Below are 19,698 nucleotides of genomic sequence, written 5' to 3' on the forward strand. Positions count from 1 at the left end.
GCACTTCATCGGTACCTGTTTCGAAAGAGACTAATCGGTATGTTTTTGCTTGAAACTGTGATCGCTTTATATCATCAGTTTTTTTCAGGAAAGATTTAATTGTCTTGAATAATGATTGCGGCGGATTCATAAAATATAAATGCGTGCCTTCTACTTCCTGATAGTGAAAATACCCTTTAGTATAATTTTTCCATAATGAAATTCCTACAGGGTCTTTAATAAGCACATCGTTATTGGCTTGCAAGGCTAAAAGAGGACAAGTAAGCGCCGATTTACCATGCTCATGACTGTATGTTTTAATCAAGCCAAGATCACATTTGATCGCCTCATCAGGCATTGGTTTTACACCGGATTTTAAAGGGAGAATGATCTGGCTTTTCTCCAATATTTCACGGCAATCCTGCATGGACATGTCGTTATCTATTTCATAAACAGGGGGCAACACTTTTAGGCGTTCAAAGACTTCTGGCGGAGAAACGGAGGATGGGATAAAGACTAAGGGGGATAGCTGATGGTTTCGCTCAAGTTCAACCAAGGTTTCGTAAGCGATAATCCCCCCCATTGAATGTCCATACACAATAAATGGGGCATCACATAACTGCACCATATGTTTTAGCAAATGGTCTATCAAGTGTCCCCAATCGGCTACATCGGAAGCCCCCATCAACCAAACTTCTAAATTCCCTTGCTGACTAAATGCATTTTTCCACGACCATGAAAGTGTTTCATTTCCAAAACCAAAGGGTAAAAATATAAACAACCGATACTCTGGATTATCAAGTTTATTGATACATTCGATTTTCCTGTCGTCGTAGGCGACCTGATTCTGTAATGAAATTTTCTCTTCAATATCAAACATTGGAGAATCAGCCGATAGTTTATTTTTTCCGGCCTGTGAATTTATGAGATGCAGATATTTTTTTTCTGCTTCAACCTCAGAAAGCTCACCAACCAGCACCCTTTCCAACAATTTCTTGATTTGTTCGTTCATCTCAAAAATTCCGTTTTACCTTGCCTTACAATACGCAAAGCATCCTTAAAATTAACTTTGTTATCAAATACGGCCGATGCCACTTCATTGATCGATAACATGGGTTTGTCGAACCAATCAATATCGTTCTCATGCGACAGCGGATTTTGTGAATGTTTAGGTTTGAATTCAAATCCAGGTAATGCCGACTCGGTTCTTATCCGAGTTTGCCCAAAAATTTCGGCTTCCGATTGTATTAACCGAAGCACTGAATCTCTTTGATATTCTAAGAAATATTCAGTAATTGCATCTATCGTCCTATAATTAAGCAATAAAGTGCTATTAATATCAGAAAAATATTTATTTAACGTATTGATTACTTGCATGACCAATATTGAATCCATTCCATATTCTTCGAGGGATCGCGAACTATCAATCTTGTCTTCAGGCATATGCAATATTGAAGCGGCAAGTTTTTTGAAATAATTTTTACTTTTCGTCCGCAAATATGTGGAAGCCGTATCCACTGAAGATATTTGCTGTTCAGACATGGGCAGAGTATCTGCCTTTAAGGTTTCATCGCCATCGTGCCCAGTAAAATCGGAAGCATTTATTCTGCCTAAAGGAAGGTGTACGGAAGCGCTATCAACCGAATTATTTTCCGATTTCACTATACGGTCATTAGCTATCCAATAACGCTCTTTAGTAAAAGGATATGTCGGTAAGGATGTGCGTTGTGGTTTTTTGTCGTAAAGCTTGCTCCAATCAACTGATCCGCCAATGACCCAATATTCGAGCAGATGATCGAAATTTTCGTTGACGATCCATGAATTTACGATAACATCCTCCTCATCACTCAGGATATTTACTAGCTTATTTGAGTTATCTTCAAAACGCCGCACATACAATCCATCGATATTCTTTTCGTCATTCACGAAAGCTTTCAGCTTTTGTTGAAGTTCTTCCCGAGTTTTTACTAAAAACCCAAGCCGTTGCCCCATTGCAGAACGACCTATTTGAAGGGTATACGCAATACGTTCAAGGTCAATTGAGTCTTTTTCCGAATGACCAAGGTAATCAACGAACTCTCTCGCAAGTGACTTGAGTCTTTCCCCCGTTTTTGCAGATAACACGATTAGATAAGGCTTTTCATCAAGCCCTCTCCCATATAAATCTGTTATAACGGTTTCTGACCCAGCAGTATCGACATATTCCTCAATTACAACATGGGAGTTTGCCCCACCGAATCCAAAACTACTGACTCCTGCCCTGCGAGGTAAAATCGTGCCGTTGCTATCGCTTAGTTGATGCCAGTGCTGTGTGCCTTGCACCACTTTAAACGGTGTCCCTTCCAATTGGATGTGGGGATTAAGTTCTTCGAAATGGCATTGGCCTGGAAGTGTTTTGTTCTTAAGTGCAAGTATTGTTTTGATCATACCGGCAACACCAGCGGCGGCTTCCAAATGGCCGATATTGCCTTTCACTGATGCAATTCCACAATAGTTTTCTTGTTGGATCGATTGGCCTTGTTTAAAGGCACTTTTGAGGCCGTTGACTTCAATCGGGTCGCCCAGAGGCGTACCAGTCCCATGCATTTCAATATAATTCAACGTTGATATGTCTACGTTTGCTTTATTGCAAGCATCCAAAACCAATTCTGCTTGGGCTTTGGGATTAGGTACTGTGAGACTTGGAACTTTCCCGCCATGATTTACCGAAGTCCCCTTTATAACGGCAAGTATTTCATCTTGATCTTTAATCGCCTTATCAAGTCGCTTTAACACCAAGATTCCCACTCCTTCCCCTCTTACATAGCCATTAGCTTTTTTGTCTAGGGGACTGATATTACCGTCAGGGCTGAGCATGCCCGCTTTACTGAATGAAATATATAAGTTTGGTGATATTAATGCGTTTACTCCACCCGCGATGGCCACTTCACACCCGCCTTGATTGAGGGATTGAATCGCCATATCCAAAGCAACTAGCGAGCTAGAACAGGCTGTATCGACTGCAATACTGGGACCTTTAAAATCAAAGTAATAAGAAATTCGATTTGCCGAGATACTATGTACCCCACCAGTTGCAGAATAGGCTTCAACATCGCTATTCATTAGTAATTCGTAGTAGTCATTTCCCGAAGTTCCAATAAAAACGCCTACTTTGTGATTTTTTGATAATTCTGTCGGCGCGTAACCGGCATGTTCGATAGCCTTCCATACAGACTGTAAGAGAATCCTTTGCTGGGGATCCATTAAAGCCGCTTCTCTGGGTGAAATATTGAAAAAAGAAGCGTCAAACTTATCTAGGTCATCTACAAAGCAACCCCATTTAATATTAGTTTTATTGGTTTCTGTGCTAGGGTCGCCATAATAGGATTTCCAATCCCAACGATCCTCAGGCACGTCTGAAACGGCCGATTCACAATTCACCAAGAGCTTCCAAAAAGAATCTAGGTCGGGTGCTCCAGGAAAAAGACAATCCATGCCGATGACAGCAAAGCCTGATTCATCCAAATCTTGAGAAACCCTATTCTCGATTGGCTTTTGGTAATCTGCCCTCGCCATTGTCTCATTTTCAATTTCTGTCGTTTGATCGGCATTAGGAATGCTTTTCTCTAATTCGATAGAAGAGGGTTTCTTTTCAACTTCAGAATCGTAACCCCTCTTACCTATACTTGATTTTGGAATAGCATTTTCCTGTTGTGTTGTTTCCGATATCAGCAAATTTTCATAAAAGATCCCCATCTTTTGGCGATGTTCATCAAGTAAATAAGCATTTAATTTTTCTAAATTAGTATGCTCAAAAAATACCGCTGGGCTTATTTTTAGTGCGTATTTTTTGTTCAACATATTTGCCAATTTAGCCAAGACGACGGATTCAAATCCCAACGCCATAAAATCGCTTTGGGTCGAAATCTGCTCAGGTTTAAATTTGCCTAGTTCAGCGACTAATCTTCTCGTATCTATGCTTAGTCTTGAAATTATCTGGTCAACCGTAATATTTATTGTTGATCGCTCTGGTACTTTCGAAACATTTTTTTGTTTGATGCTTGGTTTCGAAAATTCTTTTTCTTTCTTGATGACCGCTATTTGGCTTCCCCCAAAATGTAAAGCTTCTTCTAAACAACCGAAAGCCTCAACTTTATCCAGCGGCAAACCGAATGAATCATCAAGCAAGCTTAAAACATCGTTGTCTTGACCCATTTGTCCCTCATTCCAAAACGGCCAATTTATCGTTAAAGACGAGCCATAACGGGCTTGTTGTTCGACTAATTTTTTCCGATGGGCTATAAACGCATCCATAAATCCATTAGCTGCGCCGTAGTCGCATTGTCCTGGATTACCGAGTATCGCTGTAAGTGATGAAAAAACCAAAAAGAAATCTAATTGTTCGGACTGAGTAACTTGATCTAAGTTAACCGTGCCTTGCAGCTTTGGTCGCAAAACTTTCTGCAAGGAATCGATAGCCTTATTGGCCAATAGATTGTCTTCGAGAACCCCGGCACTATGAAAAACGCCATTGAGTGTCCCAAAACGCTGTTTCGCATCCGCGAACGCTTGCCCAAGCCTATCAAGATTACCAATGTCTACTTCCAGATATGCAATGTCGCTTGTAGTAGACGACGACTTTAGGTCTTGAATGAAAGATTCGCCTTCAGATTGCAGGGCTGAACGACCTAGTAAGATAAGGTTGACCCGATAATTCTGAACGAGATAACTGGCCAGAATTTTAGCAATTCCTCCCATACCACCGGTGATTAGATAAGTACCACCTTGTTTAAGGGCGCTAAGATGGAAACGGGTAAAAAGTGTATTGTCAATTCCGTCCAAAGCATGTAACCGCCAAATTAGGCGGCTATCACTATCTTGACCGTATTGAACCCAAGTGTTTTTTTCTTCAAACGAGTAAAGAAGCTCTTTTAAGGCATTGTCTTGCCATGCCACACGCTCGATCTCTTTTGCTTCGATTGACACGACCTTATGGGTAGTTTTTGGGTATTCCGTACCGATGCTTTGCAAAAAGCCAGTGATACTTCCTTCAATTACCCACTGAGCAGTATTCGGTTCACACAAATTAACAAACAACTGCTTTAAGGTTTTTGTCGCGTGCAGAAGCGACTTATCGACATGAAATAACAAAGTTAGGGCTTGCTGGGTTTGCTCGGGCAATTCCAACATAGTCGCCTGATGTGTCGAATCCCATAAGTAGACTATATGGCTAACATCAATCTTTTTTTCGTCTAAAAAGCCACCTAATCTAGAGTAGCCCTGAGCATCTAGGCTATTGATATAAATTTTTCCAGATGCTTGTTGGTGGTCGATGCCATTACCTAAGGCCACTTTGAGTACAGGTACTGCACCATTTAGACGTAACAATTTTTCGCTGAACTGTTCAAGCCTCTCATCATTATTTGAAACGACGACGATACCCGTTCCAAGCATCTCATCTTTACCTTTTACCTCGATAACTTCTTCGACCCATGCGGGGGAATAATAAGATAAGTCAAATGCTTGGCTTGGGGTCGTTATATTTTGAATATGACCTGAGCTAAGATTCGTTTCCCTGAAAGAAATATTTTTAACTGCCAGCAAAATATTTCCATCACTATCAACCAAGGTGACATCAAAACTACGAACGGGCTGATGACTGTAAGTCATCGTTTTTTTATCACAAGGTTTAACAAACGAGTAGAAAGTATCTGGTAGGGCAGAAAAAATTTCGATTTCTTCAATGCTAAACGGCAGAAAGAGCGCCCCTTCTTTTTGGTGTTCGCTTTCCAGTACATACAATGCCGTCTGTAACGCGCTGTCAAGGAGACATGGGTGAATAGTAAACTCCTTCCTTGCGTTTGAATTTAAAAAAGACGGGAGATGTATTTCCCCTAACGCATTATTTTCATTAAACTTAATCCAATTTACGCCTTGAAAGGCTTTTTGTAGGTTGAGCCCTTTACGGTGAAATAAGTCATAGACTTGATCGGACGACGTTTGTTGTTCAAAATCTTTTGCTATTTCATCTATTAGCAGCCGTTTATTATGTTCTAACCTATTTTTTGCTTCGTTTGCATCGAGATAAATACATTGTCCCTGTGCATAAATGGCGTGTTGACCATTAGCTTCCATGCTTGCCTGGAAATAATACTCGTCGTCCTCCATTGATAATTCAACCCAAATTTTCTTTGGTTCATCTTCTATGACAATAGGTTTCAGCCAAGTCAAATTAAAGAGCTTGTAAGGTTCAAATTTATCGTTACTTAAGGATGTCGCAGCTCGAAACATTTCAATATATGCAACAGCAGGCAACACTTTTTGGTTTCCAACAATATGGTCATTCAGAAAAAATTCCGCACCCGTAAAAATGGAACTGAAACGCTGTTGAGTAAAGCTGGAATTATTTTCATGGACTAATGGATGCAGCGCAGAGTTACTGACGGCTTTAATCGCTATGTCCTGGTTAACTTTTTGCGGTATCCAAAATCTTTCTTTCGCAAAAGGGTATACGGGAACACTGATCCGATGCGGGTGACTTTTTCCATAGAGCGTATTCCAATCAATACTGAACCCTTTAACCCATATATCGAGAAGCTTGTAGTATTTGCCTTTGTCGGTCCATGCTTGGATAAGGCTAGACATATCCTCATCGTCCTCTTGAAAAACGGCCAAGGCAGTTTTGCTTTTTTCGACGTTACCCGAATAAAGGTGCGCAATTTTCTTATCATTATTAAGATAAGCTTTAAGCTTACTTTGCAGTTCTTCGCTTGAATTTACAAGAATGCCCAAACGTTCAGTCATTGCTTCCCGGCCGGCTTGTAACGTATAAGCCAAATCGTTCAAGGGCCCTGCCAAATAGCCCTGATCCAAAAAGTTGAGCAAATTTTCGGCTGCCATTCGAAGCCGTTCTTCATTTTTCGCCGACAGGAGAATCATGAAGTTTCCGTCCGCTTCAGGGTAACCACTGCCAGAATTATCACCCATAAACTCTTCCAGCAAAATGTGTGCGTTGGAACCACCCGCACCAAACGAACTTATTCCTGCCCGACGTGGGAAAGATTGAGATAAGCCATCAATAGTCAAGTTTGGCTGCTGCCACTGTGATAACTCACGTTGAACCTTGAAGGGTGTTTTCTCAAAATCGATATTTTGATTTAATGTGTCAGAATGGATTGATGGCACTAATTTTTTATGCTTCATCTGCAAGATAACTTTAGTTATCGATGCAATGCCAGCGGCTGCTTCTAAATGGCCGATATTAGATTTAACCGAACCTATGGCACAAAATTGTTTGTCTTTTGTCGATACCTCAAACGCTCTTTGTAATCCAGTTATTTCGATTGGGTCTCCCAAAGGCGTACCGGTGCCATGGGCTTCTATATAACTGATTGTGCGTGGATTAATGCCCGCTTTTTCGTATACGTGTTTGATCATATTCCCTTGTGCTTTTGGGCAAGGGACAGTATAGCCATTGGTTTTGCCACCATGATTGATAGACGAACCTTTGATCACCCCATAAATCTGGTCGCCATCTTTAATTGCTTCGGATAGCGGCTTCAATAGAATTGCGCCTACTCCCTCACCCGGAACATAACCGTCACCACCATCGCCAAAACTACGGCAAAGGCCGTCCGTAGAGAGAAAATGATTCTGCGACAAGAACAGGTATTTGCTTGAGTGGGCGGACAAGTTGACACCACCCGCAAGGGCGAGCTTACAATCGCCGCTGTTAAGGCTTTGACAAGCCAAGTGGACGGCCGTTAATGAAGACGAGCATGCGCTATCTATCGCTAGGCTCGGCCCCGAAAAATTCATAAAGTAGGACACCCGATTAGCTATGCTGTAAAGTAAGCCACTGGGGGCAACGATGTTACCTTTTAAGGTTTCTTCAGTACCAATGGATTGATACGGTTGCCATAACGCCCCTACAAAAACGCCGACTTGGCGATCCGATGAATTCAGCAATGTTTGCCGAGTGTAACCCGCATCCTCAAAAGTACCCCATGCAACTTCTAAAAATAACCTTTCTTGGGGATCGATCAATTCCGCTTCACGCGGCGAAATATTGAAGAAGGCGGCATCGAACTTATCAATATCGTTAATAAAAGCGCCGCGTTTGCTATAAATTTTGTGTTGTTCGGGATCTGCGTCAAAAAGTTGGCTGTAATCAAACCGTGATTCCGGCATTTCGGTTACAGAATCAACACCCCGTTTGAGCATTTCCCAAAACTCATTAATATTGTTGGCGCCTGGATAACGACCATCAACTCCAATAATCGCTATATCGTTCTCGACATAATGTTTAGGTTGGGCTTTATTTTGCTCGACATATGGCTTTTCTTGGTTATTTGTACGCAAGCCATCAGTCGCTCCATGCTTTACTGCTCTTTCGGAATCAACAGGTTCTTTAAAACTTTCAGTTGGTGCAACATGGCCATTGATATTAAACAGGCCGTATAATTTATCGATATGATTTTCGATAAAGTATTCGGCCAGTTCTTGTACATTTCGATATTCGAAGAATAAGGTTTTTGATAACGAACCGAAATCGTCCTCGAATGATTTATTCAACTCAACAATCATCATCGAGTTAATCCCATACGCCTCAAAATCATCGTCTACCTCTATTTCGTCAGTCGTTAGGCCGATATGAGAAGACAGCAACTGTTTTATATATTTTTGAGTTTCCTTCAATATTTGGATTCCCGTAATATTTTCTGCACCTCGTGGCGATGAGGCACTGCGCCCTATTAAAACCGATTGATTTTTCTCGATTCCCTGGCCTATATTTTTAGGCTCGTTGAGTTCGCTTTGAATTTTAGTATCATGGGTAGCCGATTGGGACGTGGCCGTTCCGTTAGTTAAATCGAGTATTTGCTTTAATTTTTCGGCATGGTTTTCAATAAAGTATTCAGCTAATTCTTCAGTATTTCTATATTCGAAAAATAGCGTTTTAGAAAGTGAACCAAAATCATCCTCAAAAGATTTATTCAGCTCGACAATCATCACTGAGTTAATCCCATACGCCTCAAAAGGTTCTTCTTTGTCAATTTCATCAGCTGATAGACCAATATGGCTTGATAAAAGGTTTTTAATGTAATGATGCGTTGCTTCAATAAGGTTTTGGGCGTTTGTGCCCATAACAGCTTTTGCATGCCCGAACGATTGCAGTTTCTGGTTTTCGATGGTGCTTTTGTTTTTTAAGGCCCGTATCGCGAAACCTTTTAAGCTGACCGCAATCAATCCGTCTTCCCTGCAAATCAACAAGTCGAATTTTTTCAATTCGGCATTGCTTTTGTTACATTTCGAATAAACAATACAACGGTCAGTCACGGGGGCATGGATCTCCAATTCATCAATTCCCATAGGGATGAAATGAGCGTTTTGGTTTTCGTCATCAAAGCGATTGCTAATCAAGGCCGTTTGAAACACGCCCGTCAGCATTGTAGGATGAAGGACATAATCATCCAGTGTATCTTTAACGCTGTTTGGCAACACAAGGGTTGCTAATGCTTCGCCTTTATTGAGCACTATTTTTTGCATTGGCATAAATGTTGGGCCGACGCGTAAACCTTCGGCAATGATCTGTCCGTATACTTCATCAGGTAATTGCACGGAAGGGCATCTGGAACGTACCGCATTTAAATCGAAATAACGATCAGCTGCCGTGTATGTACCTACATTCTCACGACATGTCATCAAGCCGATGGCATGTATCACTTTTTCTTGGGCATCGTCATAACTGACAATTTCATATTCATAAGCAGATCCTTTGCGAAAGACGTTTATGTAAGCAATAAAATCTTTATCCGGAGATGAAAGCTGGCGAGCCCAATAATTGTTAGTTAACTTAACTATCGAGTTGTCGCCGAAAAGCAAGTCACCTGCTTGTCGCGCCATTTCAATATAGCAGGCTCCTGGCATGTTGTATTGATCTTCAACCACATGATCTTTCAAATAAAATTCAGAAGTATTAAATATTCTTTGGAATTGCATATCTGATAAGCTAGACCTGTCTACATCAATTAGTGTCGTATTGTGTCTGGCCATTATGGTTGCGCCCCTTTCGTTACAATGTTCATAAACACAGTCAATAAATTGGTTGATAGTGTCAATTTCAAAGAAAACAGTTGGTTTCAGTTCTATTTCGTATAAGTCATTTATATGCCTGACGATTGATACCATGGAATTAGAGTCTAATCCCAATTCCGACATTCTTAATTCACCGTCTATCTTTTCGGAAGGAATATCAAATAAATCCGAAAACTTTTTCTTGATTGCGGTTTCCACATTTTTTCTGACAATATTTTTCATTACCAACCCTTTGTTAGCGATTTGATTTACATTTAGCGGAGGCATTATCCTTGTTTGATTTTCAATAGCTAAACATTTGGTGATTTTTTCATTATCTCCGTCTATGGCAACGAGATGCCCCAATGAATTCGAGTTTCTATAATAATCAGCTAGTTTTAAGCCATTCTCAAAAATATCGATGCCAAGGTCTTCTTCTAACGGTTTCATGCCGAATTCAGCTAACAAATGCGCTTCTTCTTCTGGCGTGACTCGCATACCACCATGTGCCCATAGGGGCCAATTGATTGAGAGGCTGACCCCTGAACGCTTTCTCTCATTCGTTAACTGATTCCTTAACTCCGCATAACTATCCAAGAAACTGTTAGCTGCGGCGTAATCCGATTGCCCTTGATTTGGCATTAAGGCAGCTATCGAAGAAAACATACAGAAGAAGTCGAGTTCCTCGTCACACATTGTGGAATCGAGATTTAATAGGCCTTTTACTTTAGTATTGATTACCCGACTGAAAGAATCTTCTTTCTTCAACAAAATATAAGCATCTTCGATAATACCTGCGGCATGAATTACGCCATGAATATCTCTATAACAATTTTTAATCTCAGAAAATACCTTTTTGAATTCATCTGAGTTGGTGATGTCTGCGCTGAAATAGGCGCACTTACCGCCGTACGATTGGATCGCAGCGACTTTATCTGCTATTTGGGCATTTAATGTAGAGCGACCAATGAGCAATACAGTAGCATGGTATTTTTCAGATAAATATTTAGCGAATATATAACCCAAACCACCCGCACCGCCGGTAATCAGATAAACTCCGTTTTCCCTTAATATGGTAGGCGTTGCTTGTGAATAAAAATCTTCATTGGATAAATTAACAATTTTGCGCTCATGCCTTTGTCCATCGCGGTAACTTATTTCTTGCAGTTTGCAGCCATGATCGGTTGTAAATTCGGTTAAGGCGAGACGAAAAATTTCATCGAAATTCTGTGTATCTATTCCCATCGTATACAACTTCATATTGGGATTTTCATACGCCAAAGTTCGGGCGAAACCTCCAACCAAAGCATGGTAAGGCATCATATTTACAACTTCTGATAAGTAGCAGTAGAGCAGTTTTATTTGCTTGTAAGCTCTTTTTGAGATAATTGCCTTTACTAATCGAAGCATCGCTGAGACTCCAAAATTAATCGGGTCGATGGCTGAATCCTTATTGGCATCAAAATTCCACAGGTAAAGTATGTTTTTTATATTGACTTCTTCACCCTTTAGGTATCCAGCTATTTTCAAGCAATCATCTGGGTTTCCTGGATCTATCTCAATTTGATACCTATTTATTAATCGATAGTGGCTGCCTGGATTGACCCAATACACTGCGCCCTTAACATTGGATATCTCCACGTTTTGTTGCAACTTGTTATCGGGGCTAAATACGATCAACTGATCAAGCGATCCGGATTCTTCCAACAATGCGGAATTTTGCCATTCTGAGCGATAATAAATATCAGCCTTATTATTTTCAGTATTTTTATGGGGTATTGTCCTGGTTTTTGTCTTCTGGTTATTGGAGCCTGGGTGTAGATTAATAGCCCTTTTAGTCAAGCCATTAATTTTTACCAGTAATTCCCCTTCTTTATTGCAAATGACTGCATTGAATTTGATTTCATCGTTATTCCAACTGTTTTCACTTCTGGCGTAACAATAACAATGCATCGGTATTGGCTTAATAATTTCAACACTTTCCAGGTAGAATGGGACATATTGTTGGTCTCGACTGTTCGAACCCAAAAGGCTCAATGCGACAATAGTTTGAAAAACCCCGTCCATTAAACTTGGATGCAGCAAATAGTCATCAAAACTGCTTGCTATGACATCCGGCAGTATTAATTCTGAAAAACTCTCTTGATTGTTGTAATAACATTTTTGTATGGCCTGAAAACTTGAACCATAATTTAGGCCGTTACTGAGAAACAACGGGTATAATTCCCGTTGTTGTATGTAACCACGGCATCTGCGTTTAATGGCTGGGATATCGATAGGGGTCAAATCCAATTTGTTTAAATCAAAATACCCAAGTTCGCCTTTACTATGCAGTGAATTGTCTTGCATAATCCGAAAATTACTGACGATTTGTGAATTTGATTGATCGGCACTTGTTTTACTGTCCGAAAATTTGATGTTGACGCTAAGGTCTTTATCCTTAACGATTAAAGGGCTAACCCAATAAATATTTCGGATGGTATTGATCGTTTTGCAATTGACATTTTTGCTATAAGCATCTCGGGCAAACTCCAAATAAGCGACACCGGGCAAAAGTTTTTCTCCCTGGACAACATGGTCTTTAATATAGAAATCATCAGGCCGTAAAGTTTTATTGAATAGCGTTTCGGCTGTTTTCGGATCTTTGTCTGGAATTGCCACAAATGATGAATTATTGACACCCATTTTCGCAGAAACGACGGCCGCTGGTTTATACCAGCAACGCTTTTTCATAAATACATACGTCGGCAAAGGAATTCTCGAAGGGATAAGGCCATTGCTATAAAAGTCTGCCCAATCCAATTTTGCCCCTTGAACCCATTTTTCTGACAAAATCGTTAATTCCATTTCTGGGCTAACGATCAAGAGTTGCGTCGTTTCTCCTTTTTTGATTTTTACGCTACCTTTGAAACACCCATCAATGGGTTCTTTATCGTCGATATAATCAGTTAGTTTTTCAATTAATTCCTTTTTGTTGCGTACTATAAGTGCCAGTCTTTCTGAAAACTGGTCTCGACCGACTTGCAGGGTATATGCAATATCTTTAAGACTAACCAATGAGTTTTCAGTGTTTTTATCCAACTTAGCCATATAAGAGATTAAGTTTTCTGCCTGATTTTTAAGGCTTTCTTTTTTCTTGGATGAAATTAAAATCAGTTGTGGAACCTTTTCACCGTTTTCTATTTTGCTTTGCGATTTTTCTGGCGATTCTTCCAGAATTATGTGCGCATTGACCCCTCCCATACCAAATGAACTTACTCCTACTCGCCGTGGGACAGGCTCTCCGTCGGAGTATTGCAGCGCATCCCATTCAATATTTCTATCAGCGATATAAAACGGACTTCGATCAAGATCGATATAGGGATTGAGTTGTTTAAAGTTCCGTAATGCAGGGATCATCTTTTGTTGCATCGCCATAATCGCTTTAATAATGCCGGCAATACCCGATGCGCTTTCGAGATGGCCGATATTAGTTTTTACGGAACTTAATGCACAATATGCTGAGTTATTTAACGACATTTTGAGGTACTTGCCGTCTTTCTCCTTAAAGGCTTTTTTCAGGGCGTTGATTTCAATCGGATCGCCGAGCGGTGTGCCGGTGCCATGAGCTTCTATGTATGAAATCGTGGTCGGATCGATGTTGGCTTTAGCTAAAGCAGACCTGATAACGTCCGCTTGGGCATCCACGGTGGGAGATGTTAAAAAATTTGCTCTCCCGCCGTGATTCACAGCTGAACTTTTAATGACGGCATGTATGTTATCCCCTGCGGCTATCGCCCGCTCAAGCGGTTTGATAAATAAGACACCAACCCCTTCCCCCCTCACATAACCGTTTGCTCCAGAATCAAAAGTCTTACATTGTCCATTAATGGACAGCATCCCCGATTTGCTGTGCGAGATGAACATCGTAGGTGCCAGCAACGCATTCACGCCACCCACTAAAGCAGACTCGCATTCACCGTTGTTTATGTCGCGCATCGCATTATGCAGGGCCACTAGGCTACTCGAACATGCAGTATCTATCGCCTCGCTTCGGCCACGAAAATCAAACAAAAATGAAAGTCGATTTGCAAGGATGGAATGAACAGTTCCTGTTGAGATAAATGGCGCAATTTCATTGCCCAATTCTCGCATTAATTCGCTGTAGTCATTTTTTGATACACCTGCGTAAACACCTATTTTTTTGCTAGCTAAACTTTCAACGCTATAGCCCGCATCTTCGATACTATGCCAAGCTGTTTCTAAAAATATTCGGTGTTGGGGATCAATATATTCTGCTTCTTTAGGTGATATATTGAAAAATAACGGGTCAAACTTATCTATATCTTTGATAAACCCACCCCATTTGATATTCGTCTTATTACCGTCAGTACTTGGATCACCATAGTGCTCTTCCCAATCCCACCGATCATTAGGGATTACTGTTATACAATTTTTTGCTTGTACGAGGTTCTCCCAATATTGGTGATAATTTTCGGCACCGGGGAAACGGCATGCCATTCCAATTATCGCAAACTCAATGTTTTTGTTTAACACGACCGACCACCTTAAGTGCTACTTGTATCTATGTATTCAAATTCAACTAATCATTTGCTGGTTTTTATGAAAACCTAAAGCAGTACGATACCGAAGCATCAACACGATGTTCGGTATCGTTGAAACAGAATCTACGGCAAACAACATTAAATTTAAGCCAAAATAAACGAAATATTATTTCTGGATTAGGGTTTCTTCTATTAAAAGTCATTGGAAAATCAACATGTTACCTCATTGAGCAGAGCTTTGACCGTTAGCAAACTTATGGAATTCGAAATAGCCCCAACTTAAACCTTTCCCCATTCAGGATGAGACACTTCACAATTGACTACCAACCCCGTGCCAACAGGTTGATTTGGCCCTATTGATTGAAAATTAATAAAAATATCTTTCTTATGACCGCCGCGTTTAACTATGTAAACACCTTCAGCGGCAAAAACAGTCCCTGCGGGGACATGAGTGCCTTCAAATTCACCCCCTAAATCGAGACCGGCAGAATCCATAACGGCAACGATAAAGCCCCCTTCTAAGATAGGAAATCCTTTGCTTGAATTATTCTCTTCCCCAGTCATCATAATTACCCGGTAATCCGTAGCCGGATCGGCTTCGAAGCCATTGAAAACCACCTTCGTATCGGTAACGTCTATGCCAAAACGTTTAGAAAAAAACATAATTGCTGATTGACGTTTATTTTCGATTTGTTGATCGGTCAGGCCCAGCTCATTCTTAAAAAAGGACATTCCATTTCCGCCCATCAAACCATCCTTAAAAAAAAGTCCCATCAACCGAATCAAAGGGGCGGGTAGAACTAAAAGTCATCGCCTTGATCAGGTTGTCGGGGTCATGTTTATTTTGAGAATGTCCAAATTTTTCAAACTGAGATTCGTTATCGGCTGATACATTGAAAGAAAACACTAACAATGATGTCGCAAGCAACGTTAAAAGAGGTTTCATAATAGTTTTGATTGAAGGATATATTTTCGTCATATAAAAAGTTCCTTTCTCACTTATTAAGTTGAAAATTTATATAGAAATGATTTCGGCATAAAAACCCCGCCATTATTAATGAAAATAATAAATATGGCGGGGTCGTCTGTTCAATTTTGAAACAAAAGAGATATCTAATACTTATTTTTGTATCATTGTTTCTTCAATTCCAAGTCCAGGGAACGTCAGAACATTACGAACTTGGGAAGTAATTTGGCCATTTTTCAGGTTGTGGAATTCGAAATAACCCCAACCCAAGCCTTTACCCCACACTGGATGGACAACTTCACAATTGATAACACCACCTGTACCAACAGGTTGCATCGGGCCTCTGGATTGGTAGTTTATGACGATGTCTTTACGTTCTTTACCGCGCTTAATAACATAGGTTCCTTCGGCAGCAAAAACAGTGCCGGCAGGTACATGAGTCCCCATAAATTCACCACCTAAATCAAGTCCTGCAGGATCTGTTACAGCAACAGCAAATCCTCCATCAATAATGGGATAACCTTTACCTGGATTTTCTTCCCCTGTCATCATGATTACCCGGTAATCCGCGCCCGGATCAATCTGGAAGCCTGTGAAATACACTTTTGGATTATTGACATCAATACCGAAGCGACTAGCATAAAAAGCAATTGCTGCATTACGTTTTTGCTCAATTTGTTGATCAGTCAACCCAAGCACGTTCTTAAAAAAGCCCATGCCGTCACCACCAAACAAACCATCTAGGAAAAAAGTCCCATCAACTGAATTAAATGGTCGCGTAGAAATGAAAGTCATCGCCTTGATCAGATTGTCAGGGTTGTTTTTGCCATGTGAATGGTTAGCGTGTTTATCAAAAGATGATTCATCCAAAGCAGATGCGCTAAAAGATAATGCCATCATTAATGAGAAAAAAAATACTAAAAAAATATTTGTCAATCCTCTTTTTTCCATAATTACTACCTCGTAAAATAAATGAATTTAAAAAAATTATAAAACCATCAATTAAAAAATAATATGTGGCGTTAATAACATGCGGTTACTAAAATAGACCCATGCTTCTTTATACGTCCTTGTTATATTAATATATCTATTTGTTTTAGATATATTAAAGCGGCCTACTGCCACGTACGAAATAAACCACCACTAAAGCTCATAGCGATTTTTTGAAATACTAACAAGATACATTACTTATAATGTCTCAAACTTAAACTGACATGAAGCATTATTAATGCTTTTAAAAATAAATGTCGAGTTACAAAAACATGGTTATATTTTAATTTTTTATTGCTAGGTTTAAGGGAAATATTTCACATATTTTTTGTGCAATATTTCACAAAAATCTACCTAAATTTAAGGTTATATCTTTATTTACAGGGAGATTTTTTAATTTTTTTAGCGTTCTCTTTATGTTCAGTTTAAAACAAGGCCAGTATTTTTAATGTAGTTTGTATATTACTGTTTTTACATCTATTTATCGAAGATAGTTAGCTTATTTGACTAAGTTTATAGATAGCATAAAAAGGCGATATTTCACGAACTAGAATGCAATAGATAGCGTTTTTATATATAGAACAATAACTTTATACACTTTTAAATATATAAAAAATTATAGCTGAAAGAACTTGATATTTTATTGGATGTCGAAAATAACGCTATCTAAAAATAGTAATCAATGAATTTCTTAAGCCAATAATAACAATAAATATTGTTTGAAAGAACGGCATTATTTGAAGCGAGACACTTCATATTTGAGACAATTTTTTACCCAAATGTGACAAAGAATGATTTTGCCCGAACAAGCAGGAACTTGGTTACTTAATCTGACTGACATTTTGTAAGATATTTCTTGATTTGATATGATTGATACCAATACACTAATATAGTGTGATATTGAATAAATACTATATTTTAAACAAGACAAAGAGAATATAACGCTTGAAAAATACTCTGTTAATGCCAAGTTTTTCCACAGCGGAAATATATCGGGCGCTAACAGGATACTCCGAATGAGGGTAACGCGTGGTCGTCCCGGTTTTTATGGTGAAGTATAATTTGGAAAACCTGAACTCGATCTTTAGCTACTGCAAACGGTTGGCAAAAATTAGCTTACGCATACCAAAATGCGTTGGTCGATCTTTGCCACACCGATGGAGCCATCGGGAACCCGCCGACCAACCAAAAGGCGACTTGATTTCAGTTATGACAATTTTTCGTAACTACCTTTTTGGCCTTTCCAGCGCTCAATGCGTAAAATATCATCCCCCCATTGTCACTGTCCTATTGTCACGTTCAAAGTAATTGGGAACACATTAACTTTTCATCTAAGTCGGTGTTGTCCTACCAAACACTAAGCCAATCATCTAACGTCTCGGATATTGTCTCTCTTTTCGTATCGCTGCTGTATTTTTTGCATCCGTAAGCCCAAGATGTCGAGTATGCATTGACGCAAGAGCGAGTGGGTTTGTTTGGTCGAAATCATGGTTCTGTTGCCAGTATAAAACACGGCGGATAACCTGACTTCAGAACATATGAAACTTTCGCCTATGAATTACTACCATTCGACTTAATTTTAGCTACCTTTTACAGGGGGAGTATCATTGGGTACATTACCGTGAAGTGGAACACTCCTCGTTCACGAGCGGTTAAGTTCCATGACCAGTCTCGATTATTCGGGTATCATCAAAGGTCATTGATATTTTAAAAGACCTTAGAGACTAACAATACGAACATACGAATTTCCTTAAAATCAAGTATTATCATCTAAAATCATTGACTTAAATTACATAAGATAACGTTTGAATGCGTAATCAATGCTCCATTTACCGGCACCACCAAACAGCAAAGGGAAAAACATTGTCAGAAAAATCAAGGGCAGTTTAAAATTACCAAAACCGGTGTCAGTGATAGCGTATCCTTGCCAAAAGTCAGACCAGTGCCGCAAGTCAGTAGGCCAATGCGCCACTTGGATCGCGACGATAGTTAAAATCATCAGCGCCAAAGAGAAAAACCGCGTCGCCAAGCCCAACGCCAAAGCAATCGAACCGATGATTTCAAGCCACGTTGACATAATCCATAGTGATTCGCCTGATAGCAGGCTAAAAGGAAAAGGGAACACCATGTCGTTGAACCAGTTTTCGCCTTCATATTTCATGACCCCAGCCTCCCAAAATTCATACGCCAGGATAATGCGCAGCAAGAGTGGCGGCAATTGATCTGCTCCTCGGCTCAGGAACGTAGTGGTTTTTTGGTAGTCTGTGGCAACTTTTTTATAAATGTTATTGCATACACTGTTAGTGGCGCTGACGACTGAAGTTGATCTGGTTTTGTATGAGCTATTATCATTCATGGACTGTTCCCACTATAATTTGCTGTTGTTTCAGGTTATTTAATATGTCACGACAAAATGTCAGGAATTGTACGTGATCGGAATGGCGCAATTCCAAAGCCAATTGTGTTGCGGCTTGTTCCCCCGTCCTGAAATTGTCCTGCAACAATTCGATTAAGCGCAATGTGGCGGGATTCGTCTCTATGAAATGGACGCCGTATTGTTCATCTCTCAAACCAATTAGGTGAGCGCTTTCTTCTTTATAATTAACGGTTTCCCATTCCTTCCAGTAAGTCCAGTTCTCATCTGATGGCATAATAGTTTGCACAGGATAGTGATAATGTAACAAGTGCATCACCGGATTGAGTACTGGTATGGTTGCTAATAAGTCGGATGCGGCTGGTTTAGCAGCAATGGGGTTGTTTTGCGCAGTCTCCAACACCAATTCCATCCATTCAAAATGAGCCAATTCAGAGAAGAAGGCGGGCAAGGCCATGTCCGGCGTTTCATTGAGCAAATAATTGATGAACTCATCTGGAATATCCCGGTATAGCGGCGATTCGCAGCAATGTTCTTTAATAAAGAGTTTGACCAATTGTTGCCATCGGTCAGATTCCAGCAATTCACGGCAAACCGGGAAGCAAGCATCCAAGCTACCCTCAATCTTGTTGTACATCAGCTTGGCGTAAACACTGATGCGGGCGGGTAAAATAGCTGCTAAGGCTTCCGTTTCCACTGGATCGCGCAGATAATCGACAAATTTCCTTTGGTATCCAAAAAACTCGGGTTCGATGTTATGCAAGGCTAGCATTTCCGGTCGTGACACAACT

General features: G+C 40.1%; 7 protein-coding genes. All 7 read right to left on the reverse strand.

Annotated elements, in window-relative coordinates:
* On the reverse strand, positions 1–991 hold a 991-nt coding region (locus tag MGMO_RS18075), incomplete at its 3' end, for a thioesterase II family protein (protein WP_036308842.1).
* A complete protein-coding gene (locus MGMO_RS19775) occupies positions 988–14,568 on the reverse strand; it encodes an SDR family NAD(P)-dependent oxidoreductase (protein WP_023496537.1) in 13,581 nt (4,526 codons plus the stop codon). The genes MGMO_RS19775 and MGMO_RS18075, both read right to left, overlap by 4 nt.
* Positions 14,569–14,855: 287 nt before the next feature.
* Positions 14,856–15,323 (reverse strand): hypothetical protein, encoded by a 468-nt coding sequence (locus MGMO_RS18085; protein WP_023496538.1) that lies wholly within the window; start codon positions 15,321–15,323, stop codon positions 14,856–14,858.
* 10 nt (positions 15,324–15,333) lie between these two features.
* Positions 15,334–15,555 (reverse strand): hypothetical protein, encoded by a 222-nt coding sequence (locus MGMO_RS20170; RefSeq protein ID WP_023496539.1) that lies wholly within the window; start codon positions 15,553–15,555, stop codon positions 15,334–15,336.
* A gap of 141 nt (positions 15,556–15,696) precedes the next feature.
* Entirely contained in the window at positions 15,697–16,494 is a 798-nt protein-coding gene (locus MGMO_RS18095; RefSeq protein ID WP_023496540.1) for a hypothetical protein, read from the reverse strand.
* A 1,828-nt stretch (positions 16,495–18,322) separates the two neighbouring features.
* A complete protein-coding gene (locus tag MGMO_RS18100; RefSeq protein WP_023496541.1) occupies positions 18,323–18,889 on the reverse strand; it encodes an HvfX family Cu-binding RiPP maturation protein in 567 nt (188 codons plus the stop codon).
* Positions 18,882–19,694, reverse strand: a complete 813-nt coding sequence (locus MGMO_RS18105) for an HvfC family RiPP maturation protein (RefSeq protein ID WP_023496542.1) — start codon at positions 19,692–19,694, stop codon at positions 18,882–18,884. The genes MGMO_RS18100 and MGMO_RS18105 overlap by 8 nt, the downstream gene beginning before the upstream one ends.
* Positions 19,695–19,698 lie beyond the last annotated feature (4 nt).

Source organism: Methyloglobulus morosus KoM1, assembly GCF_000496735.2.
GTDB classification, from domain to species: Bacteria; Pseudomonadota; Gammaproteobacteria; order Methylococcales; family Methylomonadaceae; genus Methyloglobulus; species Methyloglobulus morosus.